At 66.5% G+C, this 26,379-nt stretch carries 19 protein-coding genes; 13 read left to right on the plus strand and 6 right to left on the minus strand.

The features are described from left to right. Position 1 precedes the first annotated feature (1 nt). The 6 genes from dpdG to CLT68_RS32745 are packed head-to-tail and all read left to right on the plus strand — an operon-like array spanning position 2 to position 11,557. On the plus strand, positions 2-901 hold the full coding sequence (gene dpdG / locus CLT68_RS32740; RefSeq protein WP_143743284.1) for a protein DpdG: 900 nt from the start codon (positions 2-4) through the stop codon (positions 899-901). After that, positions 894-3,926 carry a protein DpdH gene (gene dpdH / locus CLT68_RS28220; RefSeq protein WP_099855507.1) on the plus strand — a complete coding sequence of 1,011 codons (3,033 nt, stop codon included), beginning with the start codon at positions 894-896 and terminating at the stop codon, positions 3,924-3,926. The genes dpdG and dpdH overlap by 8 nt, the downstream gene beginning before the upstream one ends. Beyond that, complete coding sequence (locus CLT68_RS28225) at positions 3,923-4,597, plus strand: hypothetical protein (protein ID WP_099855509.1); 675 nt, start codon at positions 3,923-3,925, stop codon at positions 4,595-4,597. Before dpdH ends, CLT68_RS28225 begins: the two co-directional genes overlap by 4 nt. Next, complete coding sequence (gene dpdJ / locus CLT68_RS28230) at positions 4,594-9,051, plus strand: protein DpdJ (protein ID WP_099855511.1); 4,458 nt, start codon at positions 4,594-4,596, stop codon at positions 9,049-9,051. The genes CLT68_RS28225 and dpdJ overlap by 4 nt, the downstream gene beginning before the upstream one ends. Then, positions 9,051-9,566, plus strand: a complete 516-nt coding sequence (gene dpdK, locus CLT68_RS28235) for a phospholipase D-like domain-containing protein DpdK (RefSeq protein WP_099855513.1) — start codon at positions 9,051-9,053, stop codon at positions 9,564-9,566. The genes dpdJ and dpdK overlap by 1 nt, the downstream gene beginning before the upstream one ends. Then, on the plus strand, positions 9,563-11,557 hold the full coding sequence (locus tag CLT68_RS32745) for a hypothetical protein (protein ID WP_143743285.1): 1,995 nt from the start codon (positions 9,563-9,565) through the stop codon (positions 11,555-11,557). The genes dpdK and CLT68_RS32745 overlap by 4 nt, the downstream gene beginning before the upstream one ends. A 225-nt stretch (positions 11,558-11,782) precedes the next feature. On the opposite strand, the gene CLT68_RS28245 is transcribed toward CLT68_RS32745, so the two are convergent. The 3 genes from CLT68_RS28245 to CLT68_RS28255 are packed head-to-tail and all read right to left on the minus strand — an operon-like array spanning position 11,783 to position 14,096. After that, positions 11,783-12,592, minus strand: a complete 810-nt coding sequence (locus tag CLT68_RS28245; protein ID WP_099855517.1) for a phosphotransferase — start codon at positions 12,590-12,592, stop codon at positions 11,783-11,785. Positions 12,593-12,608: 16 nt separating this feature from the next. Continuing rightward, on the minus strand, positions 12,609-13,085 hold the full coding sequence (locus CLT68_RS28250; protein ID WP_099855519.1) for a hypothetical protein: 477 nt from the start codon (positions 13,083-13,085) through the stop codon (positions 12,609-12,611). A 57-nt stretch (positions 13,086-13,142) separates the two neighbouring features. After that, positions 13,143-14,096 carry a JmjC domain-containing protein gene (locus CLT68_RS28255; RefSeq protein ID WP_158240960.1) on the minus strand — a complete coding sequence of 318 codons (954 nt, stop codon included), beginning with the start codon at positions 14,094-14,096 and terminating at the stop codon, positions 13,143-13,145. A 454-nt stretch (positions 14,097-14,550) separates the two neighbouring features. On the opposite strand from CLT68_RS28255, the gene CLT68_RS28260 reads away from it, so the two are divergent. Continuing rightward, positions 14,551-15,936 carry a helix-turn-helix domain-containing protein gene (locus CLT68_RS28260; RefSeq protein ID WP_099857750.1) on the plus strand — a complete coding sequence of 462 codons (1,386 nt, stop codon included), beginning with the start codon at positions 14,551-14,553 and terminating at the stop codon, positions 15,934-15,936. On the opposite strand, the gene CLT68_RS28265 is transcribed toward CLT68_RS28260, so the two are convergent. The 3 genes from CLT68_RS28265 to CLT68_RS28280 all read right to left on the minus strand — a co-directional run bounded on the left by CLT68_RS28265 (position 15,909) and on the right by CLT68_RS28280 (position 19,941). Further along, entirely contained in the window at positions 15,909-17,096 is a 1,188-nt protein-coding gene (locus CLT68_RS28265; protein ID WP_099857748.1) for a prolyl oligopeptidase family serine peptidase, read from the minus strand. The genes CLT68_RS28260 and CLT68_RS28265 overlap by 28 nt on opposite strands. A gap of 883 nt (positions 17,097-17,979) precedes the next feature. Continuing rightward, positions 17,980-18,705 (minus strand): creatininase family protein, encoded by a 726-nt coding sequence (locus CLT68_RS28275; protein WP_099855523.1) that lies wholly within the window; start codon positions 18,703-18,705, stop codon positions 17,980-17,982. A gap of 3 nt (positions 18,706-18,708) precedes the next feature. Further along, complete coding sequence (locus CLT68_RS28280; RefSeq protein WP_099855525.1) at positions 18,709-19,941, minus strand: helix-turn-helix domain-containing protein; 1,233 nt, start codon at positions 19,939-19,941, stop codon at positions 18,709-18,711. Positions 19,942-20,209: 268 nt separating this feature from the next. Here CLT68_RS28280 and CLT68_RS28285 point away from each other — a divergent pair, with 268 nt between their 5' ends. From CLT68_RS28285 to CLT68_RS28315, 6 genes are all read left to right on the plus strand, one after another. Continuing rightward, a complete protein-coding gene (locus CLT68_RS28285; RefSeq protein WP_099855527.1) occupies positions 20,210-21,616 on the plus strand; it encodes an APC family permease in 1,407 nt (468 codons plus the stop codon). Then, positions 21,613-22,626 (plus strand): acetamidase/formamidase family protein, encoded by a 1,014-nt coding sequence (locus CLT68_RS28290; RefSeq protein ID WP_099855529.1) that lies wholly within the window; start codon positions 21,613-21,615, stop codon positions 22,624-22,626. The genes CLT68_RS28285 and CLT68_RS28290 overlap by 4 nt, the downstream gene beginning before the upstream one ends. An 11-nt stretch (positions 22,627-22,637) precedes the next feature. Further along, positions 22,638-23,315, plus strand: coding sequence for a GOLPH3/VPS74 family protein (locus CLT68_RS28295; RefSeq protein ID WP_099855531.1), 678 nt, complete (start codon positions 22,638-22,640; stop codon positions 23,313-23,315). Between the two features lie 31 nt (positions 23,316-23,346). Continuing rightward, the gene (locus tag CLT68_RS28305; RefSeq protein ID WP_143743286.1) at positions 23,347-24,315 is read left to right on the plus strand and encodes a hypothetical protein; all 969 of its coding nucleotides are present in this window, start codon (positions 23,347-23,349) and stop codon (positions 24,313-24,315) included. A gap of 34 nt (positions 24,316-24,349) precedes the next feature. After that, positions 24,350-25,003, plus strand: coding sequence for a GNAT family N-acetyltransferase (locus tag CLT68_RS28310; RefSeq protein WP_099855538.1), 654 nt, complete (start codon positions 24,350-24,352; stop codon positions 25,001-25,003). Between the two features lie 387 nt (positions 25,004-25,390). After that, positions 25,391-25,957, plus strand: coding sequence for a phosphotransferase family protein (locus CLT68_RS28315; protein ID WP_486482357.1), 567 nt, complete (start codon positions 25,391-25,393; stop codon positions 25,955-25,957). Positions 25,958-26,379 lie beyond the last annotated feature (422 nt).

The following is a 26,379-nucleotide window of genomic DNA, read 5'->3' on the forward strand; positions in this document are numbered from 1 at the left end:
CATGACGCTGTTGAACGAGCCTGCGTCCTTTCCCACTGCCATGTGGGTGGTTGCCAGGCACCTAGCATCGGCGCCTGGCCGGCGCCAAACCCACGACGCTGTACGAGCCGCGCTGAGGCCAGGCAGCCTGCTGCCACCTGACAAGGCCGACGCCGACAAGACCTTCGACAACGCGGTCAAAACGCTTCAGGATCTGAACCTGATCGCGGTAGAAAACGATCGCCTCACTTTGCAAGACGACGACCGACTGAAGTCCCCAGATGACTACCCCGGGTACGCCGATCTGCTGCGCACACGTGTCCTTGAGTCTCACCGCAATGAAGGAATCGCCCACGAAGGCGACCAGGGCCCCAAGGACCTGGTCAGAGCATTGGCATGTTTCCTCACCCTCGACGCGTTCACGCCAGTCGACGAGGACGCCATGGCCGACCTGCTGCGCAGGACTCTCCCAGAACACATCAGCGACCCCAACTTCAACGACGTCCGCCGGAACCGATTCGGTTACTGGGCCAAAGCCCTCGGTTTCGCGACCGGCCCGCTCCTGCAAACGCCCACCAAGCTGACGCTCCAACCCGATTGCGCGCTCGCTGTCCAGCGTGCGGCTCGGATGCTCTGGCCAGCGGGCGCGCGACTGGCAGCACGAGACGCAATCGCCGCTCTCCTTGAGGTTCTCCCTGTCCTACCTGGCGGCCGCTACAGCCTCGCGCTCGACCTCAAGGAAACCTCGATAGACGTGTCCTCCGCCTTATCATTCGCACTCTTCTGCGGCGAGGAGCGAGGCTGGCTCAAGTTCGACCGCCGCTCCGACGCCGACGACGAGGTGTTGCTCGTCGATCCCGACCGGGCTAACGGGACGCACCGGATCACCCACCTTGACATCCTGGAGCCACTCGATGGCTGAGTTCCGCCAGTTCCTCTGCTGGTCACCGATCGAGGCCGCGACGACCATCAGCACAGAAGCCGTCAGCCCGTCACCGTCCGTCTTCTTCGCCACCCATGCACCACTGCGCATCAGGCGCCGACACCCCGAGGCCAAAACCGACGACCCCGGCACGGCAGTCACCGAGGAGGACGTACGGCGCGACTTCCTGGAGCGGGACGCCCCGAACGGGGTCCTGTTGATGCCCGTGACCGGCGAGTCCGGAACCGGAAAATCGCATCTGGTCCGCTGGGTGCACGAGTTGACGCCGTCGACCGACAAGCGGGTGGTGATCTACCTGCCGAAGACCAGCACAAGCCTGCGGGCCGTCGTCCGGACACTGCTCGATCAACCCGGAGTCGAAAGCCCTGAATTGGCGCAACTACGCGCCGACGTCGACCGCATGAGCTCGGAACTGGACGTCGAAAGTCTGGAACGCCGCCTCATCAACGAGCTGTCCGAGGCCGTTGCGGTCGCTGACGCCAGACCAGGCCAAGGACGCGTCCTCGCCGGGCCAGGCAATCTCGCTCTTCTCCTGCTTGACCCCCATGTCCGCGACCACCTGCTGCAGAAGGGAAAGCTGATCCCGAGGCTTGCCGCCAGCCTCCTCTCCGACCGACGGGATGGCGAGGACGATCGACCGACCGCCTTCTCGATCACCGACCTGCCACTAGACATCGCCGACGTCAACAAGGCATCCGACAAAGCAAGACGCCTGCTGAGTCTCATCACGAACAGGCCGGAACTGCAAACCGCCGCGATCGACATCCTCACCGAGCAGTTGCCGGTCGCCGTCACCGCCGCCTGGAACATGGGCGGTGGCCGCCTACAGCAAGCAATGTTGGAGATTCGCCGCCAGTACGCCGCCCAGGGCAAAGAAATCGTCCTACTGATCGAGGACTTCGTCGTCCTCCAAGGCGTTCAGCGTGACCTGCTCGACGCCCTGATCGAGGCGGGGGTGCGCAGTGGCAAGGCCGAACTGGCTCCTGTCCGGACGCTAATGGCCGTGACTACCGGCTATTTCGCGCGGCTGGCCGAGACGGTGCTCACCCGCGCGAAGGCGGCTACGCCGTACCTCTACGACCTGGACGCTGGGTTCGACACCGGCGAGCAGGGCCGATCTGACATCACGGCTTTCGCCGGCCGGTACCTCAACGCCGCGCGCGTCGGCCGAGAGGCCTTGGACAATGCCAATATCGCGAACGGCGCAGACGTGCCCAACCGATGCGTCACGTGCGAGTTCCAAGAGACATGCCATTCCACCTTCGGCGCGTCGGTCGACGGGCATGGGCTCTACCCGTTCAACTGGCCGACTCTGCGACGGGCCATCCGAGCGCGACCGGCACACAACAATCCCGATTCGTTCAACCCACGGGCAGTGATCGGCGAGGTCATCCGGCCCGTCCTGGTCGATCACGCTCATGCCCTCCGTGATGGATCCTTCCCGGATCAACGCTTCAGCGAGGACTACCGCACTCCTGCTGGTGAGGATTACATGCTCGGCGCAGTGCAACGGGAGATCGAGGAACGCGACCACGCCGACGCTACCCGCCGAAAAACCTTCCTTGAGTTCTGGGGCGACGCCCCAGACCAAATAACCAACCTTGACCCGGCGGTGCACGCCGCGTTCGGCATTGGCCTTCTCGATCTCAACGATGTCGCCAGCGGACCCGGCCAGACAACGACACGCACAACGGAGGACACCACCTCCGGGAGGAGGAAGCCGGCCAGCGCCAACGCGCAAGAACTACCTCGCGCCCTAGCCATGATGATCGATCATGTCGAAGAATGGCAGGGACGACACAGCCAACTGCCGCAAACTACCGCTGCTCACCTTCGAGGGACGATCAGACAGGCCGTGATCAACAGATGCATGTGGATCGATCCGGTAGTGGCGGACCCTCAGTCTGCTGAACTCGACAGGGCGTGGCCATCGAACTCCACCGTCGTGTCGATCGAAGGTGCAGCGAGCGAGCGGTTGCCGGGAACGGCAGACGCCCCGATTCGGTTTAAGCGCAATCCGAGCAACGCCACATTCTTCCGACAGTTACTCCTGGCGAGCGAGGGTGTGGCAGGTAACGCGGCGGCAATACGACGCCTCCACGAGATCGCGGAGCATCACCAACCCGACCTCCAGCGTGCCGTACAACGCCACCGTGGCTTCTCAAACCGGGAACTCATCCTCGGGTTCCGCGCCTCTTTGCTGGGCGCCGCGCTTGCCGGCCACGCCTGGCCGGGCATGAGGGACACAGAATTGCTGAACGCGGCGCTTGCCGACGGTAGCGGGTGGGAACGAGCGGATGGACTGAGCCGCACACCGCAATGGAATCGGCTCTGGGAGGCTCACCGCAGCGGCCGTGGCGAACTGGTCGCCAGGCTACGAGACAGCGTGGGCTTCACGCGAGGGGTGCGAGGCAACGTCCGCATCGTCGACGGCACACGGGCCTTGCCCTTGGTTGGTGAGGCAGCCCAAGAGTGGGCCTGGGAGCGCCCCGACAAGCTTCCCCCATGGGCCACCAAGGCAGTGTCCGGACTCAATCAGTTCGCTGTCGTGGCCGATGCACAGTTTGCCGAGCTGCAGCACACCCTCGAGAAGGTTCGCGCTCTGCTACCCGCAGGAGTCAGCGGCGCCGAGACGGTGCTGGCGGTTGACCAGGCTCTTCGTGCCGCGGTCGACGAGGGCCTTGGCCCTGTGGACCTGCCATCATTCCGATCCTTGCTGGCTGACGTTCGGCAACGCGACTGGAAATGCATCGAACGGCTGGAGCGTGACATAGCGCGCGTCGCGGCTGCCGAGGACGACGACAGCCGGTCCCGCGCCATCGTGGTGGCATGCGCGGCAGACCGAGGGGCGGACCTGGCCGCGATTGAACGCTTCCTCGTCGCTGGTAACGCTTGGTTGACCGAGCGGCTGGACCAGGCCAGGTTGAAAACCGGCGGTTCTGGCGAGTCGGCGGCGCTACGGGTTCAGGAAGTTCTGCGGCGGTGGACAGAGGTGGGGCCATGAAGACGATGTCTGTACTAGACAAGGCGAGGGCGCTCACGGCTGAGGCGAACCGGCTACGCGAAGGGTCTGTCGCGGAAGACAACGCCAAGCGGGTTTTCACACAGGCGGATGGACTCGGCAGCGCGCTTGAGCAACTGCGCCGGTTGCTTGAAGCGGGTCGCGCTCTGCAGGAACAAGGCGCCGACGTGCCGGTGGGTCAGGTCGATGAGGGACGCGAGAGATTCGCGCAGCTTGCTGCGGACGGGCTGCCATCAGTTCGCGCCATCACCGCAGCCCGGCAGAAGGTAGAGGGCGTCCTTGAGCGGGTGCAGGCCACGCTGACAGAGGCGTGGCTGAGGTGGACCAGCGAGCGGTTGGCCGAACTCCCAATTCAGCGTTTGGCAGTGTTGCCCGCTGCCGCCCAGCGCGACCAGCAGACGTCGTTCAGCGAACTGAAGCGACTAGGCAAGATCGAAGTGCCTCACGTACGGGAGATCTCCTCCTTCGTGACGACACATGCCGGCCTGAAGGAGTCGCTGAGCGACCTGCGGGAACCCGAGCCAGAGCTTGAGGCGTTACTGTTTCGCCTTGGCCGACGGGTGTCGCTCGATCGAGTCTCCGATGCAGAGATCGCGATGCTGCGGGAGTACGGTCTCGCCGACCAGATTGAACTCCATAGGAGGGGTTTGTGACTCAGGGACTCGACGGACGCTTCCTGTCTGGCGTCCTCGATGATCTGGAGGATCTCGAACTGCCCCTCCTGGCCTGGGGCGTGACCACGGGCACCCTCTCGCACGAGGAGGTGCTCGAGACGATCAATGAGCAACTCCTGCAGTCCCCGACCTCGGCAAACGTGGACCCCGATGACGTCCTCACGGCCCTCCTCGATGGCGCACTGCTGATCCGCATCCCGGCGACCTCACCACCCCGCTACCGCACACGAATGGGCGAGACCGTGCGTCTCACCACCCGACTGCGACAGCTTTTCGGCCCCCGCGACCTCACGTCGCCCCCAGCGCGTTGGTGGGAGCAAGGCAGAACACTCGTCGCCGACTACCGCCTCCACACAGCACGGCGTCGCTACCCTAAGCGCGACGTCCTCATCGAGGACGCCCTGCAGGAACTCGCCCACACCGAGGCTTGGACGGCTGGTCATGCGTCAACCGCACGAGCGTTGCTCAGCCATCGCACTGTCGCGAGGTTCCAGGTGGACGCGACGCGAGCGATCACCACGGCGCTGAATGCGCGCCAGAGCGCGGGCGTCATCGTCGGTGCCGGCACCGGCAGCGGCAAAACGCTGGGTTTCTACCTCCCCGCGTTCGCCGCCATGGCCGCGTACATACGGACGGGCAGAACCGGCGTGCACACGCTGGCTCTTTACCCTCGGATCGAGCTGCTGCGTGACCAATTGCGGGAGGCGGTCGCCGCCTCATTGCGGGTGAATGGTGAGGCCGGCAGCGGAACAAGCCGCCGGCTCAGGATCGGAGTGTTGTACGGCGACACGCCGCACAACGCCCAGCGTCTACGCGCACAGACATCTCACCTGACCCGTGCGTGGCGCAACCGCGGCGCCGATGTCGTGTGCCCCTACCTGTCGTGTCCCCAGTGCCGCCAGGAACTGATCTGGTCTCGCCAAGATCAGAACGAGAACCGGGATCGCCTGCACTGCACCCAGGCCACCTGTGGGCTTGTCATCGACGATGTCGTTCTGACCCGTGACTCGCTACGCGACAATCCACCGGACCTTCTATTCACCACGACAGAGATGCTCAACCGCAACGCCACCGACCCTGGGCTCGGCCAACTCCTCGGCTGGCGCGGCCCGCGCCGGCCTTCGCTGGTGCTCCTAGACGAGGCTCACACCTACACCGGCATGCACGGCGCCCAGGTGGGACTCGTACTCCGGCGATGGCGCCACGCCGTGCGAAGCCCGGTGACCTTCGTCGGCCTGAGCGCCACCCTGCGCGACGCCGCTGCATTCTTCGCACAGCTCACAGGCCTGTCGGATGCGTCGGTGGACTATGTCACGCCGCAGCCGCAGGACCTTGAGGAAGAAGGCCGGGAGTACGCCATTGCGCTGCGCGCCGACCCGGTTTCCGGCGCGAGCCAACTGTCGACATCGATTCAGACCGCCATGCTGTACGGCCGGACCCTCGACCTACGCGGCCGCGAGACGCTGCACGGCTCGCGTGGCTTCCTGTTTACCGATGATCTGGACGTGACGAACCGGTTCTACGATGACCTGCGTGACGCCGAGGGCGGGCGTACAAGCCGTGGGCGGCCCGGACGCGTCCTCGCCGGGCTCCGCTCACCCGAGGCGCCGTTCAGAGCCGAACGATTTGCCGACGGCCAATCCTGGGACCTGGTACGCCAGATCGGACGTGACCTGGACCCGAACGCGGTCGTCGGGGACCTCGCCGTGGGACGTACCTCTTCCCAGGACGTCGGTGTCGACGACGAAGCTGACCTCATCGTTGCGACGGCGTCGCTCGAGGTGGGCTACGACGACGACCGGGTCGGGCTGGTCCTTCAGCACAAGGCGCCACACGACGCGGCGGCCTTCATTCAACGCCGCGGTCGCGCCGGACGTCGCCGAGGGACCCGCCCCTGGACCGTCATCACCCTGTCGGACTACGGCCGCGACAGGCTGGCTTACCAGGCTTACGACTCCCTGTTCTCGCCCGAGTTGACCGCGCGCCGCCTACCGGTCCGCAACCGCTTCGTACTTAAGATCCAAGGTGCGCAGGCGTTGCTGGACTGGCTATCTACGACGCTACGGGACAACCGGATCGACCCACGCCGGCTGCTGTCCGCGCCACGCCCGACCGCTCGCCCGCCATCTCCAGCGCAGGTGCAGGCACTCGCCGATTTGCTGGAAAAACTCATCATCGACCCAATGCTGCAGGACAGCCTGATCGTCCACCTGCGCCGCGCCCTGGATATCAGCGCCGATGAGGCTCAGGCGTTGCTCTGGGAGCAGCCGCGTGCCCTCCTGCTCGGCGTGGTGCCCACGGCCCTGCGCCGGCTGCGGTCCGGGTGGCGACCCGTCGATCCGGACCCAGGCGCGCATCCCGGAAGCCTGCTTCCCGAGTTCCTCACCACGGCCTTGTACGAGCCGCTCAATGTGCCGGAGGTCAACCTTCGGCTGCCATTTGCGGAGGATTGGGAAGCCCTTCCCATCGAGCGGGCGCTCCGCGAGGCAGTGCCAGGACGTGTCAGCCGCCGCTATGGCCACCGCCGCAGCAATCACCGCACGTGGCTGGCGCTGCCAGCCGTCCAGGCCAACGGCGCTCTAGAGATCGACAGTTTCGTCGAGACCTATACGCCACAGGGCACATGGTCACCGATGGGACACCAGCCGGTTCAGGTCTTCCGTCCCCACGTCGTCGCTCTGCAGCAGCCACCCGATGAGGTCGCCGATCGGTCGCAAGGCATTCCGGTGTGGGCGTCAGAGATCCTTGAACCCAGCAGCGGCCTCTACATGGCGGACATCCCCAAGCCGTCCAACTGGACCGACCGCATTACCGCCGTTGGTTTCGCCACGAGCGCCGCCGGGAACCCGGCCGAGGTCCGCCGTATGTCGCTCGGGGCCGAATGCGAAACGACCTATGACCGCGGCACCGCCGGCACCGTCGCCAGCAGCGTCCGCTACAGCGTGGACGGCCAGCCGGCCGCGCTGGGTTTCCGCCTGAACGTCGACGCAGTCCGGTTCGACCTCGCGCCGCTTGACCTCACTCGGCCGACCGTCGCCGAACACTTGAAATCGCCAGAGTGGCGATCGCTGGCGTTCGCCACCGCCGTCGCGGAGGACCCGGCGCTCGACGGTGTAGCGAATTCATTCCAGCGGAACTGGCTGACCACCGTGTATACGGCCGCATATGCCCTGGCCGCCACTGAGCCCAACAACGCGACCTCCGGCGATCGCCTTCACGCCCGATTGAGTCGTGGCGCTTGGCGCAACGACGTCCAACAGATCCTGCGGGCCCTGTACCGCGACGCCGGATCCGCCGCGACCGCCGCACCTGAACGGCTCGTCGCCGGTCTGACTGAACTCAGCAACGATGCGCGGCTCACCGACTGCCTCGACCGCCACGCACGGCTGCTCTGGACCGATCAAGTCGTAAGCCTCACGAAAGACCTCGCCCAACGGACGTACCGCGAGACCGTGGCAGCCGCGATTCTGGCCGCTGCCCAACGCGCGTGCCCCGACGCTCAAGACCGCGACCTGATCGTCGACGTCGTTTCGCCGCCTGGGACCGGCGGCCCCGCCGCGGTCTGGCTGAGCGAAACGTCGCTGGGCGGTATCGGAATCATCGAGCAACTGACGCACTACTATGCCGAGAATCCGCGCCGCTTCTGGAACCTCGTCGACAGCGCGTTGGGCCCCAGCGACCACGACTACGTTCACACCACTGTCGTGCAACTGCTCGACCATGTCGTGTCCCAGCCGTCAGGGACGGCCGCGCAGGCAATGTCCACGCTCCGGGACCCGCGCTCGGCACATGCCGCCGAGAGCGCGCTCCAACAACTTCGATCAGCATGGGCGAAACTCACCGGCCACCCACGCCATCAAGCCATGGCAGCGCTCTCCAACCGCCTGCTAAGACCAGGAACTACCAACGCCACCGACGTCACAGTGCTCGGACTCGTCCACGCCTGGGACGCCCTCCAGCAACGCCTCGGCTTCGAAGTCGAGGCAGCAGTGTTCGCCTATCTCATCGGCAGCGGACAAGTCGCCGTGCCGAATGCCGGCAATACCAACCTTTCACCGGACCAGGTGTTCAGCTTGCTGTGGCCCCGGGGCAACAAGGCGCGAGTCCAACACCTGCAGCACTATCAGCCCTACGCCCCCACGCCGATCCTCGACCGGCTCTTGGCGCAGGCAGCACACGACGAACGGCTGCCTGTGGTCAACGTCGACGACGCCGACTGGCTCGACAACTACCGGACAGCAGTACGCGACCGCGGCGCCGTCGTGCTCGTCGCCCCGGCACAGCGGATGCGAGCCTTCAGCACAGCCCTCAGGACCGTGCCGGCGGTCGCCGTCGATCGCGACGTGCTGCGGGTCTACGGCGACGTCCGCACCATCACACGTGACGGCGACAACCTACGCGCGACGATCGAAGTTCGTGAGGCTACACAGTGATGTTGGAACGAGTGGTCCGGACCGGCCGAGCGACCGGCCTTCGCATCGACACAGTGCTGGCAACCGTGCTCACCGCTGAACTGGTGGCACCGAGCAGCCAACTCTGGCTCGTGTCTCCTTGGATCAGCGACGTACCGACCATCGACAACACCAGCGGCAGCTTCGACAGCGTGTTCGTCGACCCCTCGAACCGGATCTACACCCTTTCCGAAGTCCTTTCCCTACTTACCTACAACCAGGCCCGGGTGACAGTCGTCTCGCGTCCCGACCGACACAACTCGACATTCTTGGACCGCCTTCGCCGCAGCGCCAACGGCGAGAACCTGCAGATCAAGCAACACGAAGACGTCCATGAGAAGACCTTCTGCGGAGACGATTGGCTCCTCACCGGGTCCATGAACCTCACCCTTCGCGGCATGCAGATCAACGACGAAGCCGTCACGTACAAGGTGAGCACCGAAGCTGCCGCTACCGCCCGCCTCGACTTCCGGCACCGCTTTGGAGGGCTCGAATGACCGGGCATCGCGCCGAGAGCAGCCACGCCAAGCGAGCGGACCAACTCATCGAAGCGTTCTTCGGCCCAGGCAATCCTGTGTGGCCGGACCGCGATCCGGGCTCCCCCGTCGGACGACGCCTCGTCCCCTACCTTCAAGTTCTCCACGAGGCATCTGACGTCCCCATCATCCTGCCGCGCCAGGACCCCGAGACCCGGCAATGGGTGGCATACGTCATCCCCCACGATGAACGACATGCGGCCACTGTCGGTGAGCTACTCCAGGCGTTCATCGGCACCAGCTTCGCCAGATTTCACGGACTGCCCGCACGCCTCAACCCGAATGACCCGATAGATCGGGCTGTCCTTGAATTCGCCGGCCACAGCTCGATCTTCGTCATCGCGAGCCCACGCTCGAAAGAGAAAGACATGTGGGACGCCGTGCGGCTACTCCAGCAAGCCATACGGGCACGCCCACGACGGTCCTGGCATACGCCGACTCCCGTCGGCCGGCTGCTCAGCCAGTTCGACATCGCCATGGCCGCAGGCGACAACTCCGCCTCAGCAAGGATCCTCGACCAACTCTCGGCCACCGGCGGGCTCAGCGCCACAAACGTCGCTCACCTACGAATCAAGCGCTTATCCCGCCTCGGCCGAAACAGCGAACTGCTCCGGCTCGCAGAGCTGCCAGATGTCGCCACGACACGCCCACCCGCCCCTGTACGCGATGCCATTCTCGCAGCGATCTTTGCCACCGCACTCGCGGAACCCCTAGCGAACGGCGACCTCGACCTTGCGCGGACGCGCCTCATCGAGGCCGGATCACTCGTCCCCGCCCTGATGGACGGCGAACTCTCCGAACTGAGCCCCGAAGCGCTCGCTGTCCTCGCGCTAGCTGCGGTCGTCGTGAACAGCACACCCATCACAGACCTCCTACGCGACCAGCCCCATGTCCTCGCAGCGGTCGAACGGCTGGCACCCGAACTGGCCGCCGAATACCGCAGCACCCGCCAGCAATCCAGCGGCGGAGGCGATGTTGCAGAACTGAACGGAAGCATTCCCAGCCCACCGGCCGCACCGGCGTCGTGGCTTCAATTGGCACAAGCCGTCGCAGTCGAGTCAGACCTTGCTGACGTCCTTGCCGACGAGCAGTGGCGCCAATGGCCACAAGCAGCCGAGGACGACGACCAGATCGCCTCCGTCCTCGGCCAACTCGACGATGCGGCGGCGGACCGGATCTGGTCGCTCGTTGGTCCATTTGTCGATTCAGACCGCTACCTGACTCCAGCAGCGAAATCAGCACGCGAGTTTCTCCTCAACGCGCTCACCCATGACCGTTTCAGTCCCGGTGATTTGGCCGGCGTCGTCGCTCTCACAGAAATCGTCCTTCGGTCGGCACCGGACGCCGCCATGTACGCACACCTCCTGGACGACCTGACGGCTGATGCACCGCGATGGGCCGGCCCCGATCGTGCCCCAGTCGTTCTCGACCTCGTCGACCTCGTCACACGGTCCGCGTGTCCAGACTCCGACGCCCGGCTTAGGCTGGGTTACCGCCTGCTGGGACCGCTGAGCGATCACAGCAGCCGTCTGGACCCAGATCAGGCCGCTTTTGCCGCTCAACTGAGTGCCGAAATTGCCGTTGAACTTCCGTGGCCTGAACTTGCGGCGGAGCCAGCGGCAGAAGCATGGTCAGCAGTGGTGGCTCAGGACCTGCTCCTATACTCACTCGATGAAAAGGTCCTCGACCGGGTTTCCGCCACCCTCAACGCCGTCACACCCCAGGTAAACGTCACCAGCAGCCATGATCACGTTGGCAGCAAGCAATTGCGACAGTGGGTCCGGCGCGCCGATGTCGTGGTCATGGCTACACGGTGCGCGACGCACGCCGCTACCGGATTCATCCGAGCGAACTGCAGGCCGAGTACGGTCGTCCGTGAAGCCGACGGAAGCGGCTCGGCCTCGCTCCTGCGCGCTGCAACGTCAGCCTTAGCCCGCCAACCGCAGACCTAAGTTCGTGGAGCCCATGCTTCCGTTGATCAAGGAGCCGGGCCGGATCCAGAAGCATCCTCGCCACGGGAAAGCTCCCGCCGAACCGGAGCGGTGATGGGCCATGCCAGTGCCCGGCAACTACGCCAGCCTCGTCACTCGCCGGCAGCGGGGATCCGCCGCCCAGCCCGGTCTGAGGCGAAAGCAGACTCGCCGTCGTCGTGGAATCACCTGCTTCCTCGCGAACGGTCAGCTGTGAAAGTTGGTCCGCTGGGCGGTCTTGCCGATCTGGAACCGGTAGGCCGCCCATTGGGACGTCCAGGCCGCGAGGTCATGCATCCAAGCTGCGGTTGAGCCCGCCGACTTCGACGCCCACTTTTCCGCGTTCATCGTCGCGAAGTAGTCCAATGCCTCTGGATCGGCCAGCCGCCACGCCGGTTGTCGCGCCAGCCACTGCTCGGCCTGTTCGGGGGTGTGTCCGGCGCTGATCAGCCACTGAGTGAGCATGGCCAGCTCAACCCACGGCGCGGCCTTGGTCGCCATCGCCCAATCGACGATTCGTAGGCCGCGCGGGGTCACGATCAGGTTAGCCGGGCCGAGGTCGGTATGAACGAGCGTGTCGCCGTCCATCGTCGGGTGTTCGAATCCGAGCCGCGCCTTCGGACTGAAGAACGGCACATCGGGTGCTGGTGTCTCACCAAGCACCGTCAGTGCCTCACCGAGGAAATCCAGATCAGAGCTTCCCGGGGACAGGTCAGCGTGCGGGCCGTCGCAGTGCTCGAAGCCCACCACCAGCCAGCCGGCAGCCTCGAAGTGCCACTCGACGGCGGGTGAGTGAGGCCCGCTGAGGGCCTCACTCACCCGCAGTTCGAAGCGCAGTGACCGGACACCGAAGTCGGTATGGGCCGCTTTGACGAACACTTTCCCGTTCGGTCCGGTGATGGTTGCGGCTATCTCCGCGTGGTCACCGGTCGTGGCAGGGATGATGTTAGTTCCGCCGGCCCGGTCGGCTACCTCTTTGGTGACTGCCTCGGGTAGCGCGGTCCAGTCAATGCGCATCGGTCAAGTGGCCCTTTCAGACTCCTGGGTTAGGCGGGCAGCAGGACTTCGCCTCGCCGTCCCAGAACTCGGGGTCGATGTAGAAGCCGGTCGCCTTGAGAGCCTGGCGGGTGTACTCCATGGAGGAGCCGTCCGCCATGCCCTCGGTCAGGATCGGCACGTGGTGCACGAAGCCTCCCGCGATCTGCTCGCAGGCGGCGTGGTAGGGCTCGGTGTGTTGCAGCGAAACGTGCCAGGCGGCGTCGACGGGCTCGGTCGGGACCACCCGATAGGACCGGCCGTCGGGCAGCAGCCGACCGAAGTCGGGGTCGTGCTGCGAGTCGGCGTGCGCCTTCAGCATGAGCAGCATCTGCCCGACCGCCCGCCGGGCGTAGGTCTTGGTGACCTCCTGCGCGGCGGCGAAGTGCAGGGCCAGTTTGTCGAAGGTCTCCGGGTCGACGAGGGTCTGGGGGTCTTTGTCGGCCTGAACCGGCAATGCGGTCGCGAGGGTCACGACTCCTCCTAGGGGTGTATGGATCGCCGGCGCCTGATGCGCCGGGGAAATCCCGAATCAGCGGGCCGACTGGGGGCAGATGGGGCGGGGTCGCGGTGCGTGGGAGATGTAGTCGACGTTCGGCTCGGTGCGTGCCGCCTGTTGCAGTTCGGCGGCCAGCGCGCTGACGTCGGCGCTGCCCAGCCACTGCGTCAGCTGGTCGCGCGCCTCGGCGACCTGTCCGGCGAAGGCAGCGGCGTCGACAACGCTGGCGGGCGGGATTACGCGCCGCAGCGGGGTTGAGATGAGCGCGGCCTGGACCAGCTTTCCGGCGATCCAGTAGCCGGTGAGCTCGCGGGCCACGAAGGTCACGTGGACGCTGTCCTCCATCTGGCCACGAGCGTGCGGGTTGTGCATCCACCCTCGCGGCAGCACCAAGATTTGGCCGGGGACAAGGTCAAACTCGAAGTCGGGGTGCATCGATTTCATGCGGTCAATGACGCCGCTGCCCGGTGAAGTGTTAGAGGCGAACTGCTCATAGTGAGGTTCATCGACTCCTGGCTCCCAGATCTGCCAGGTCTTGCGACCGGCTATCTGGTAGATCAGGCCCATGTTCTGGTCCCAGTGGTGATACAGACCCTGCCCCCCTGCCGGGGTGGCGAAGCCGGTGGCGTAGCAGCCGTAACCGGTCTCGTCCTGGATCGCGGAGCAGATTGCGTGCACCGCGGGACACCAGCGGTGCAGGTTGCGAAGTTGGACGGTGTAGCCCCGGCCGCGCCACTTCGCGATCTTGCCAGGGTCAACGTAGCCGCCCGTCGTGTATGTCCGGGGGTGGAGCGCTGCCCCATCCTTGATCACGATGAGCTGCTCTGCGGGTGCAGTACCGGTGTCGAGGTAACCGATGATGAGTTCCGCGTTGACGACATTGAGAACGCTGCTGTCGTCGGGCAGATTGTGAAGCTCCGGCTTGGTCGGCCAAGCGGTCATTATCTCCCTGACCGTGACCTCGTCGAACAACGTCGTGAGGGACATTCTCATCCTCCGGGATGTGGGAGAGGTCAGGTCCGAACTGCTGGTGGCTCCTGCAAACCGCTGGCACGTGAATGCCCTAGCCCTATGCACGGAAGTCGATCCGCGCGACCGCTCGCGCAGCGGCAAAGGCGAGGACGCCGCCGACGTTTATCACAATCACGGAGGCGGAACGGTCTCCTGCTCCACTGCAACCTCCCGCGCTTGTTCAAGTCAGGGGCGGATCTGACGAGTAGCCAGGTCCGTATCCACACTCGCCCATCAAGTCGGTGGAGTGAATGCCAAGCATGCGGACGAAGTGGTTGTCCGCATGTGCGTCACCGATGAGCTTCTTCCGCATCTACGCATCTCAGTGTTCGTGCTTGCGCCGCGCTGAACACTGAGTGACCCTATGTGCGCGATATCCATGCTGCTGATCGCCATGGTGGTGGTGGGATCAGCCAGAGGAGGCGGCGCTATGGGCCAGATCCCGCGAACGCTCCAGCCGTCCCTGTCTGAGCGCCACTTCTTCGGAGCCGAACTGCGTCGGCTGCGGGAGAGGGCCAACTTTTCGCAGGCGCGACTCGGCGCGATGATCCGGTTCAGTGCCGACCTCGTGCGTCGGGTCGAGACAGCAGACCGTTTCCCCTCCCGGGAATTCGTTGAAGCCTGCGACAAGGCGTTGACAACCGGAGGGGCGTTGATTCGCTTGCTACCGCTTGTTGAGGGAAGTCGCGCCAACGCGGGTATGCGGACAGCTTCCCCGAGCGGTCCCACCAACGCCGGAACCCTGCTGGGCGCCCTAGAGGAGGAGGCGCCAGGGGTGGCGGACATGGTTGTCCGTGTTCCCTTCCAGCCCGGTGTTCTTGACCGCGCCGCACAGGACTGGCTGCACGCCTCAGCGGGACCACGCCGGTCCGTGGCCGGACGACTCGGCTCGCCTGACCAGATTAACGAAGAGGATCTTCATTCGGCGGAGACCGCTCTGGGGATGTTCCGGCAGTTGGACCACACCCACGGTGCTGGACGAGTCCACGCGCAAGTGCAGCGGTACGTCGAAGGCGAACTGAACCGGCTGTTGGCGAATGCTCCAACCTCTGAGGCTGTTGGTCGACATCTCTACGCGCTGGCGGCGGGATTCTTCGAGCTCTGCGGGTACCAGGCGGTCGATACCGGCGCCCACGGCCTCGCCCAGCGCCGCTACCTTCGCGCTCTACGTCTGACGGAAGCTGCCGACGACCGCCTGTACGGCAGCTACCTGCTCGCCGTGAACATCGGCCACCTCGCGCTGCACTGCGGGCACCCCGAGCCGGCACACAGGATGGCGCTGACGGCGGTGAAGGGAAGCGAGACCCGGACGACGCCCGCTGTGGCAGCCGCTCTCCACGCGGTGGTGGCGCGCACGCACGCCCGCCTTGGACGCGAAGGAGAATGCCTGACCCATCTCGACATCGCGGAGAAGCAACTGGTCCGCAGCAAGCCCGAGGACGAGCCTACTTGGATCCGGTACTTCGACGCGGCGTACCTCGCCGACGAGATCGCCCACTGCTTCCACGACCTGGGCCAACCGCAGCACACCCAACGGCACCTGGGCGATGCCCTCACCGCACTGAGTCCCACGCACGTCCGGCGACTCGCCATCGACACCGCGCTCCTGGCCTCGTCGCTGGCCGCCGCCGGCCGTATCGACGAAGCCTGCGCCACCGCACGCGAGGCAGTCGACTACGCCGCACGAACCACCTCACACCGCTGCCTGCAACGCATCGTCGAGGTACAGGCGGACCTCGAGCCCTATCGGTGTGAACCCGAGGTTCGCGAGTTCGGCGAGTACGTACGTCACCGACTACCGCTGGCGGCTGTGTAACCCGGTTGATCGTTGGCCGCACCCGCCATCACCGAGCGGTAGTGATTCAGCTCCGCCTCCAGCGCCGCGCCCGCTCGACGGGACGACGCCACATAGTGGCCGACATCAGCAAGAAGCAACACTTCAGGCGCCGTACCGAGAGACGTCAACTCCTCGGCGAGTTCGCGCACATCTTCGACCACGGCCACCTCGTCAGCGGTGCCGTGAATGAGCAGCAGTGGCGCTTGAACAGCGGCGGCGCGGACCCTGCCGGCACCACCTCGCAGCCGCATCGCATGCGCCCGCTGGAACCGGGGCACCGTCTGCGCCCACCGGTCAGGATCCACGATCGCCGACACGGCGGTGGCAGCGGCGAACGGGCCGTCCTGTGCCACCGCGTGCAACGCGGTGTATCCGCCAGCGCTGGCACCGCGGATAAACACCTGCCCCAGCACCGTCCGCCCCGCCGACAACAGATGCATCGCCACAGTCGCGCAGTCATCGACATCGTCCAGGCCCCACCGGCCGTACAGCGATTCCCGGAACACCCGGCCGTACCCAGTGCTACCCAGGTAGTCGACATCCACGACGGCAAACCCGCGACTGGTGAAGAACTGCGCCTGCCAGTCCAGGCGCAGCAGGCAGGAGGCGGTAGGCCCAGGATGCGCCCGAACGATCACCGGTGCTCGCCAGTCCGCCGCCGCGCCTGTCGGCGGATACACCAGGGCAAGCACCTCCCGACCGCTGGCTACTCGAACGCGCAGTTCCGTCGGCGTCGATACTCGCGCCCCGTCGAGTCCGGCGTGCTCCGACCTGGCAAGCACCTCCACCTGGGGATCGGCGTCAGCCAGGTCGATCAGCGCGACCTGCGGGGCCGCGGTCGGTGACGAACCGATCAACGCCACCGCCGTCCCGCGAACAGCCAGGTACGGCTTGATCGACGTGTACGGGAGGTCGACTGGGCGGACAGTGCCGTCGGGCTCGATGACGACGAGGCGGTGTCGCGGGCCCTTTTGCACCGCCACGACGATCCGACCGTCGTCGAGGAAGCCATACGACGCGTAACCCAATTCCCATGGCTCCGCGGCGCACTCACCCGAGATCGGCGCCACCGCCTCTAGCTTGAGGCCATTCCACCGGTAGAGGTTCCACCAGCCATTGCGGTCCGACGCGAAGTACAACGCCCCGTCGGGTCCCCACCGCGGCTCCACCGCAGACTCATTCGGACCGCCGGCGAGCTTTACTGGGTCCTCGACCGAACCACGCGGCGAGTAGGGGGCCACCCATACCTCACAGGCGTCCCAGGGCATGTCGCGTTCGCTCCAAGCGGTCCAGGCCAACCAACCCGGACCGGGCCGAGGCGCACCGACAAACCCCCGGGACGAGACGAGAGTTCGCATCTGCGGAGCACCATTGAGCGACACCGCGACGAGTTGGTCACCCTGCTCCGACTCCCGAACGGTCAGCAACTCGCCGTCGCCGATCGTCAGGTCACCGAAGCATCCATGGCTGACCACTTCGAGTTCGTCGCCGTCACGACGGCTCCGGTAGAGGCTATCTCCGCCGACGCACCACAACGTCCCGTCGACGACAGCGAACGATCCGCCACCATACGCGTGAACACCGTTGGCGACATTGAAGCCCGCCGGACTGACATCACGATTGCCCTCGCCGGACCGCCACCGTGTCACCGTCGTACCCCCGCCAGCGTCGGGGCGAGTCTCCAGCCAGTAAAGGCCGTCATCACCGCTTCGGAGCTGGTCATAGCTCACGGAGGCGCGGACGGCGTCGTCCACCGACAATTCAGCGATCCCGTCGCCCAGCCTCACAAATCCTCCTCGAACAACTTTCACGCGGGCCGGACGACGGCGGACTCGTCAAGCGGTCGCCGGGACACCGGCGCTGACACCGGCAGGGCTCGGTCTTCCGGGGCGGCGTGAGCGCCTAGACGTGGCCGACTCTAGGTCCGAGCACCTTGTCCCTGCCCCGGAGCACCTTGCAAACTGCTTCCGCCCGATCGCTCGCCGAGACAAAGTCGATGCGGACAGCAGCTCTCGTCCCGCATCATTCCTGGTCATGTCTTGGGTCTCGCCAGGAGCCGTAATGGTCGGCGAATGAGCGGACAAGGTCTTCGAGTACGGCTTTGCCCTTGGCCGCGGTGGCGTGGGACGGCAGACCAATGACGCCGCTGCTGGTATAGCCACTCATGCCCCGCGTGAGGAGGTGACGTCGATCGTCCGCTAGGTGGTCGGAGTGCTGGAAGCCATCACGCACCACTTCGGGCGCGACGTGCAGAAGCAGCGAAACCTCGAGCTCGCCGGCGTGCATGTCCTGGTGCGCGGTGCTGTGCAGGCCGGCGGCCAGTCGAGCCTCGTCCCAGTCGGCCCGAGCGGGAAACAGAGTCATTCGCGGTCCGGCGACGTTGGCTTCCTGAACGACGTTGGCAAGCGCGTAGTTCCCGCCGTGTCCGTTGATCACGGCAAGCTGTTCGACGCCCGACTCATGCAGGGAGGCGGCGATGTCGACGACCACGGCGGCGAGGGTTGTAGCGCTGATACTGACCGTTCCAGGCCACGAGGCATGCTCGTGGGAGCAGGAAATCGTCAGGGGCGGTAGCAGGAAGAGGTTGTAGCGTTCGGTGACTGCCTTCGCGATCGCGCATGCCACGATGGTGTCCGTCAGCAGCGGCAGGTGGATGCCGTGCTGTTCGAAACTCCCGACTGGGAGGACCGCGATGGACGCCGCGCGCTCGGACTCGTCGGTGCTGGTTGCCGTGCTGATCAGGTCCACGGGCTAATGGTTACACGCTTCGAGAGTCGCCTGCCGATAGGCGAGCACGAAGGCCGCCGCCTCGGGAACGGCTGGCTGCTGCCGAAGGGCCACCGCCGTGGGGTTTAACCAGCGCAGAGCGCGTGCGGAAGAGGTACCAGCCGCCAAGGTCAGGGCCTTGGCTGCCTCGGTCGCAGCGCGTTCGACATTGCCACTGCTGACGTAGGCAGTGGACAGGACCGATCGCCACAGGGCCTCATCGACGCGCCACTGAGCTGGCCAGTGCCGCAGGAGTTGCTCGTAGAGATCGGCTGCAGCCGCCGGCTGGCCGAGCAGCAAACGGCACTGCGCTTCGTGAGCAGCCACGTACACAGGGTCGCAGTGGGCGCCAACATCGACTGGCAGATCTGAGTCCCCGTCGGCGCTGCTGGCGACCCTCTGCGCCTTGTCGATGCTGGCTACGCAGGCGCTCTGGTCACCTCCCATCGCGTAAGCCTGAGCTTGGCGGACCAGCAGAAGGGCGCGGATGCGGCCTGGTAGCCGGACCTCGTCCAGCGCCTGCCGCGCCAGGACAGCGGCCCTACCTGGGTCGAATCGCTCGAGGGCGCGTTGGCTCTGCCTCATCAGGACGTAGCTTGCCAGCACCGGCGCGTTGGCTGCGACGGCGTGTTGCTGGGCGCGCCTCAGCCATGCGTCCGCCTCAGCGGCATCGCTCTGCTCGTCGATCCAGCTCAGGAATTCGGCCCACAGTGCCTGGGCGATGAGTACCTCTCGACGGTCGGTCGAGCTGCGCCGCCGCCCGATGGTGGCTGCGGCGCTGATCTGCGCATGGGCGGTGGACGCCATCCCCGCATATCCGATGCTATTTCCGGCAGTGGCAAGGGCGACGAGTTGCTCGTGCCACGGTGGGAGCAGGCCAGTCTCCTGGGGAGGATCCATGACGCCCCCGAGCAGGCCGTCCGCACCGCCAGCCGAGCGGTGGTCGAGGACGGTCAGTCGACGCTCGCGTTCGAGGTCTGGCAGGAAGCGGAGCAGCTCACCACCCGTCTGCAGGGCGGCCTCACATGACTCGACGAGGCGGGCGGACGGCCAACGTTCGGCCTTTTCCACCTTGCCGATGAGGTCCCCACTGACGTGCACCAGCCTGCCTAGAGCGCGCTGAGAAAGCCCGCGGCACTCGCGCCACTGTCGCAGCACGGCACCGAACCCATGCAGCACCGACCGATGCGGGGTCAGCCGTCGTGGAACCTGAGCCACCGGTACTCCTAAATGCCGTTGCCCGTCGCTGCCGCAGTCAGACAGGCCTGACCATACGTGGTCGGACGCTACGCGGACAGTTGCATGCGGACAACGCCGTATGTCCGCATCACCGCTATCGACTCGCCTGGCCCGGTGCGCAATTCTCGTTGTTGAGATACCCGTCCGCGCGCCAGGCGAAATATTGACGGCGATCCAGATGCCCTTCCCGGCGGGCCCAGTTGCAAAGTCGTGAGATCAGCTTGGCGTCAATTATTTGAGGAGTCTAATGAGTCTCCAGAATGAGCTGTCCCGGTATGGATATCGGCAGGAGTTGAGCCGCCAACTGCGGTTCCGGGATCTACTTGCCTACGGCCTGGTGTACATGGTGCCGATCGCGCCGATGGCGATCTTCGGCAGCGTTTACGCCGGCTCCGGCGGGATCGTGGCCTTGGCGTACGCAGTCGGTGTGGTGGCGTTGGTGTTCACGGCGTTCTCGTACGCGCAGATGGTGAAGGCGTTCCCGATGTCGGGCAGCGTCTACAACTACGCAGGGCGCGGCATCAGCCCGTCGGTCGGGTTCCTCGCCGGCTGGGTGATCCTTCTCGACTACGTGCTCGTGCCGGGGCTGTTGTACCTGGTGGCGTCGGTGGCGATGCACGCCACGGTCCCGGCGGTGCCGGTGTGGCTGTGGCTGCTCGGGTTCGTCGCAGTGAACACGATCGTCAACTCGGTGGGGATCCGCATGACGGCGGCCGTCACCCGGCTGATGCTCGCCGGCGAGCTGATCGTCTTGGCGGTCTTCTTGGCCGTCGCCGGCTGGGCACTCGCCTCGGGCAGGGGCCGGTTCAGCTGGGACGCCTTCTACAACTCCGGCACGTTCACCTGGTCGGTGGTGGCGGGAGCGGTGTCGATCGCGGTGCTGTCCTTCCTCGGCTTCGACGGGATCTCCATGCTGGCGGAGGAGACCGAGGGCGGCTCCCGGCAGATCGGCCGCGCCATGGCCGCCGTCCTGATCCTTGCCGGGGTGCTGTTCATCGCGCAGACCTGGCTGGCCGCGATGCTCGTCCCCGACCCGGCCTCGCTGCTGGCCGATGGTGATCCGAACGGAACCGCGTTCTATGACGCCGCTGCCGTGGCTGGTGGGGGTTGGCTGGCGACGGTGTGCGCGGTGGCCACGGCGATCGCGTGGGGCTTGCCGAACTCGATGGTCGCGCAGGTCGCGACGTCTCGGCTGCTGTACGCGATGGCCCGGGACCGGCAGTTGCCGGCGTTCCTGGCGAAGGTGTCGATCCGCCGCAACGTGCCGATCAACGCGACGCTGCTCACCGGCGCGGTGTCCCTGGCGCTCGGCCTGTACATGGCGACCCGCTCGGATGGGATCACCCTGCTGTCTTCGCTGATCAACTTCGGGGCGATGGTCGCGTTCCTCGTCCTGCACGTCTCCGTCGTGGTGCACCACCTCCTCCGGCGGCGCAGCGGGAACTGGTGGGCGCACCTGGTCATGCCCGCCGTCGGCTTCGCCATCTTGGTGTGGGTGGTCGTCAACGCCAACATCGCCGCCCAACGCCTCGGCCTGGCATGGCTCGCCCTCGGAATCATCATTCTGGTCGGCCTGTACCTGTCCGGTCGCCGGCCTGCCCTCTCGGGGTTGGCGCCCGCGCAGCCGCAGGCACGTCACGTGGAGCGGGTGTGACCGGCATGGACACGTTCACCTACCGGCCCGCGCGAGACGAGTTGGCCTACACCTTCGGCGGTCGGATGCCGGTGGCGCATGTGCGCGGCGGTGACGTGTTCACCGTCGTGACGGAGGACTGCTTCGGTGGTCTCGTGAGGGGGCCGGCGGACCTGCCGTCGCAGGTGTGCCGCATGCCGTACCTCAATCCGGTGTCCGGGCCGTTCTTCGTCGAGGACGCCGAGCCCGGCGACACCCTCGCCGTCCACCTCGCCGCCATCACCCCGGCCCGGGACTGGGGTGTGTCCTCGACGTTCCCACACTTCGGGGCGCTGACCTCCACCGCCCACACCGCCACCCTGCAGCCACCGCTGGAGGAGCGGGTCTGGGTGTACGGCATCGACCGGCAGGCCGGGACCGTACGGTTCGAGGCCACCCGGAGCGACCACAGCGTGGACCTGCCGCTGGACTCGATGATCGGCACGATCGGTGTCGCCCCCGGCGCGTTCGAGGCCCGCTCCACCCTCGTGCCCGACACACACGGCGGGAACCTCGACACCCCGCACCTGCGCGCCGGCACCACCCTCTACCTCGGGGTGAACGTCCACGGGGCGATGCTGGCCCTCGGCGACGGGCACGCCCGCCAGGGCGAGGGCGAGGCCTGCGGCGTCGGCGTGGAGATCGCCACGACCACCACCCTCGCCATCGACGTCGTCAAAGGCGTGCCCACCCGGTGGCCGCGGATGGAGACCGACCGGGACATCCTGACGATCGGGTGCGCCCGCCCGTTGGAGGACGCGTACCGCATCGCCCAGCGCGACCTCGTCGGCTGGGCCAGCGCCCTGACCGGTCTGGAAACCCTGGACGCCTACCAACTCGTGTCGCAGGCGGGGCGGGCGCCGATCGGCAACGTGTGCGACCCCAACTACACCGTCCTCGCCGCCATCGACAAAACCCTGCTCCCCGCCCCCGGTCCTGCGTATGGCGGGGCACACGAGCGGCTGCGGCGCCTCGCCGCCGGGCTGCGGTAGGAGCCCCGCCGATGACCGCGTCGATCCCGCGCCTGCCACTGCGCGATGACCTGTTCCTCCTCGGCCACGACGACGACACCGGACACCCCCACGTGCACCGGCAGACCCTCGCCCTCGGGCTCGCGGGCGCGGTCCTGATCGACCTGTACCTGGCCGGGCGGGTGACCCTCGACCCGAAAGACGACACCCGCCCGGCCAGCCACCAACGGATACACCCACACATCGACCGGCCAGTCGGAGACCTGATCGCCGACGCCGCGACCGCCACCATCCGCCACACCCACCCACCCCTGCGCGGGTGGTTGCGGGGGTTCTCCGACGACCTCTACGACCGCACCCGCGCCGGCCTGATTGCTAGCGGGATCCTGCGCCAGCACACCCGACGGCGTCTCGGCGGCCTCATGCGCGCCGACACCTACCTGCCCACCGACAGCAAATGGGCGGTCATCGCCCGCTCCCGCCTGCGCTACCTCGCCTCCGGCCGCGAACAACCCGACAACCACACCGCCGCCCTCGCCGGCCTCGTCGCCGACCTCGGCCTCACCCACCACCTCTACCTCGACGACGACACCCCAGCCCTGACCGCTCGCCTGAAGGCCATCGCTGGGCAGCACTACCAGCCGGTACGCGACATCACCGCCGCCGTCGACGCCGCCGTGGGTGACCTCGCCACGGCCGCCTACCGCTAGCCCAAGTCACCTCACCTCAAGAAAGCTGACCGTGAACAACCTGCGCCACTTGCGACCCCCGACCGACAAGCCCCACCCGGTGGGCCGGCGAGCCGTGAAGGTTACTGCCGCCGTCTGCGCGCTCGGCCTGCTCGCTACCGCCACGGCCATTCCGATCTGGACGGGCACCGCTGGGACGACCCAATCCGCACCCTCGCCTTCCAGCGCCACCGCGTCTCTCCCAGCCGTGGCGCCGTGTCTGTCGCCCGCCGCCCTGACTGCGGCCCAGCTCAATGCACGCGCACAGCAGAAACTTGACCTGTCGCCGACGCGTCTGCCGGCGTCGTCCCCGGCGGGGCAGGATCTCACAGCGGTCGCGGCGGGGCCGTCTGGCTGCGATGCCATCCCGGGCCGGTTCGCCTACGTCCACTTACTCCAGTGGGCCACGGACACCGCGATCGCGGGCAACAGCACCACCACGCGGGTCGTGCTGTTCGAAGAGCAACGCTGGCGCGCCGACGACGCATCCGGCCGCGTCATCCGCAGCCGCTACCCCACCGGTCGGCAGCCGACCGACGACAGTACCTACTACCCCGGCAAGGTGGACGAACCCATCGGCCCGATCGCTGCCGACCCGACAGCGCTCATTGCGAACATCGACGCCACCCAGCCTCGATTCCTCGGGCCCACCTCCCTCATTCGCGGCCTCGTCAGCCTGCTCGGCTGGCGTGCTGCCAACCAAGCCGCCCGCACCGCGGTCCTCACCGGCCTGCGCGACACCCCCGGCATCGCGTACCACGGCCCGGTGACCGACCGGGCGGGCCGAACCGGCATCGGCGTCAGCGCCACCTCCGACGCCATCCGCTTCCTGCTGATCCTCAACCCCACCACCGGCGAACTACTCGCCTACGAAAGAGCAGCACACACACCGCCACCCGGCAGCGACCGCACCGGCCCCCTGGTCGACGACTACCAATTGTTCCTCGTCCACACCCGCGCCAACAGCAGCAGCACCTCCTGACCCCGCAACCAAGAGCCTTTGAAGGAACCCCGCCATGGCCACTGTCCCGCGTATCCGCGCCGCCCGCTGGGCGGACAAAGACCACGTCGCCGCACTCATCGCCGACGCCCTCTATCCCAGCCCGCTCGCAACATGGCTGATCCCCGACCCGGGCCCACGACATCGAATCCTCACCGACGTCCTCGGCATCTGGGTCGAGCACGCCATGTTCTACGGCGACGTCCACCTCACCGACGACGCCACCGCCGCCACCGTCGGCTTCCACCGATACCGGCCCATCCCGCCGCCAGCGAACTACCCCACCCGCCTAGGGGATGCCGCAGGCGCCCACAGCGATCGCTTCGACCTACTCGATCGGCTACTCGCCGAAGACCGACCCAGTGAGCCCCACTACCACCTCGCGTTCCTCGCCGTGTCGCCCAGCGCGAGGCGGTCAGGACACGGCACGGCCCTGCTCGGCCACCATCGCAGCCGACTCGACCACGTGAACCTGCTGTCCTGGACGAGCACCACCCCCGACGCGCGGAGCTTGCATGTCCGGCATGGCTACATCCCAGGATCGGCGATTCAATTGCCCGAAGGCCCGGCCATCTGTTCGATGCGTCGCAGCCCTCTCCACGGCGACGTCCAGCCAACCAGGACGACCGCGACCGAGGGCCAAAGCGGTCATCCAAGTCTGCGACCATGACCCATCCGCCACTCGCGAGGACGAGACATGAGACCGGCTATCGGGCCGACCTCAAAATTTGGGGTGGCGGGGCTGCGCCCTGCTGTCCGCCCATCCCGTCTCAGCCGGGCATGTAGCAGAGAAGAGAATTAATGCGTAGGGATTGGACCGCTCTGCCGGAGAGTGTCACGGCAGGGATCGCCGAACGGGTCGGCGGAACCTTTGACGTCGCCCAGGCTTCCAGTGGCGACCACGCTGAGATCGCCTCGACGGTGACCGGACCGGCCGGACAGGTCTTCGTCAAGGCGGCCTCCGGTGAGTTGAGCGTCCGGTCTCTGCGCTACGAACTGGCGGTAACCCGGGCCATCGACCGGCACCCGCCCGCAGTCCTGTGGCAGTTCGAATCCGATGGCTGGCTGGCTGGTGGTGGGGACCGAGCATCTTGCCGGTCCCCGCCCCGACCTGTCTCCCGGCAGCACGGATCTCAATCTGCTCCTAGCCGCACTGACAGCACTCCAGGAGACGCCGGCGCCCGGCGAGACGTGGTTCACCCCGGCAGCCCGGCTCGGATTCGCCCACCCGGAGATGGACGGCGGGACGCTCATCCATTCGGACCTCAATCCGGCGAACCTGATCGTGACACCACTCGGCCTACGCATCGTGGACTGGGCGTGGGCAACCAAGGCCGCCGAATGGGTCGAACTCGCGATGCTCGTCCCGTGGCTGATCGGTAGCGGCCACAGCACCGAGCAGGCAGAACAGTGGCTCACCCAGTTCCCCGCATGGACCGCGACTGACCGTCTGGTCCTGGACGACTTCGCTTCAAGGAACGCAATGAAGTGGGCCGCCAAGTCCCGGCGAAGCACGGAGACCTGGGTACACGACCTTGCAATGTGGACCGGCGAGTGGGCGGACCACCGGACCGACGGCCACCAGTCAGCCCGTGAGCCACAGCGCGGGGGCACCCTCCCGTGATGTGGGCGCCGATAGCGGTAGGACCAGCGTCTCAACTAACCAGCAGTCCCCACTCGGGGCTGCAAATCAGGTCACGCAGCCGGGCGGGTCCATGCCGGTCCGAACCCAGAGCCAGCCGCGCTGCTCCCAATCTGCTCCCAATGTAAGCCGCACATACCGCAAAGCCCGTTACCGATGATTCCGGTAACGGGCTTCTGACCTGCATAAACCGAGGGTGGGCGATGCTGGTATCGAACCAGCGACCTCTTCGGTGTGAACAGAGTGGTCTCCGAGCGCCCGAGTCCACGCGATACCCACAACCAAGCCGCGCCCCCCAGCAGCGCTAGCCGGTCTCAAGGCCCCTGAGGGACATGACCGACGCATAGATGTAACGCCTGCCCCTGCTCAACAAGCGGCCGATGCCTGACGGCGTCGGCCGCTTC

This window comes from Micromonospora sp. CNZ299 (genome assembly GCF_002754415.1).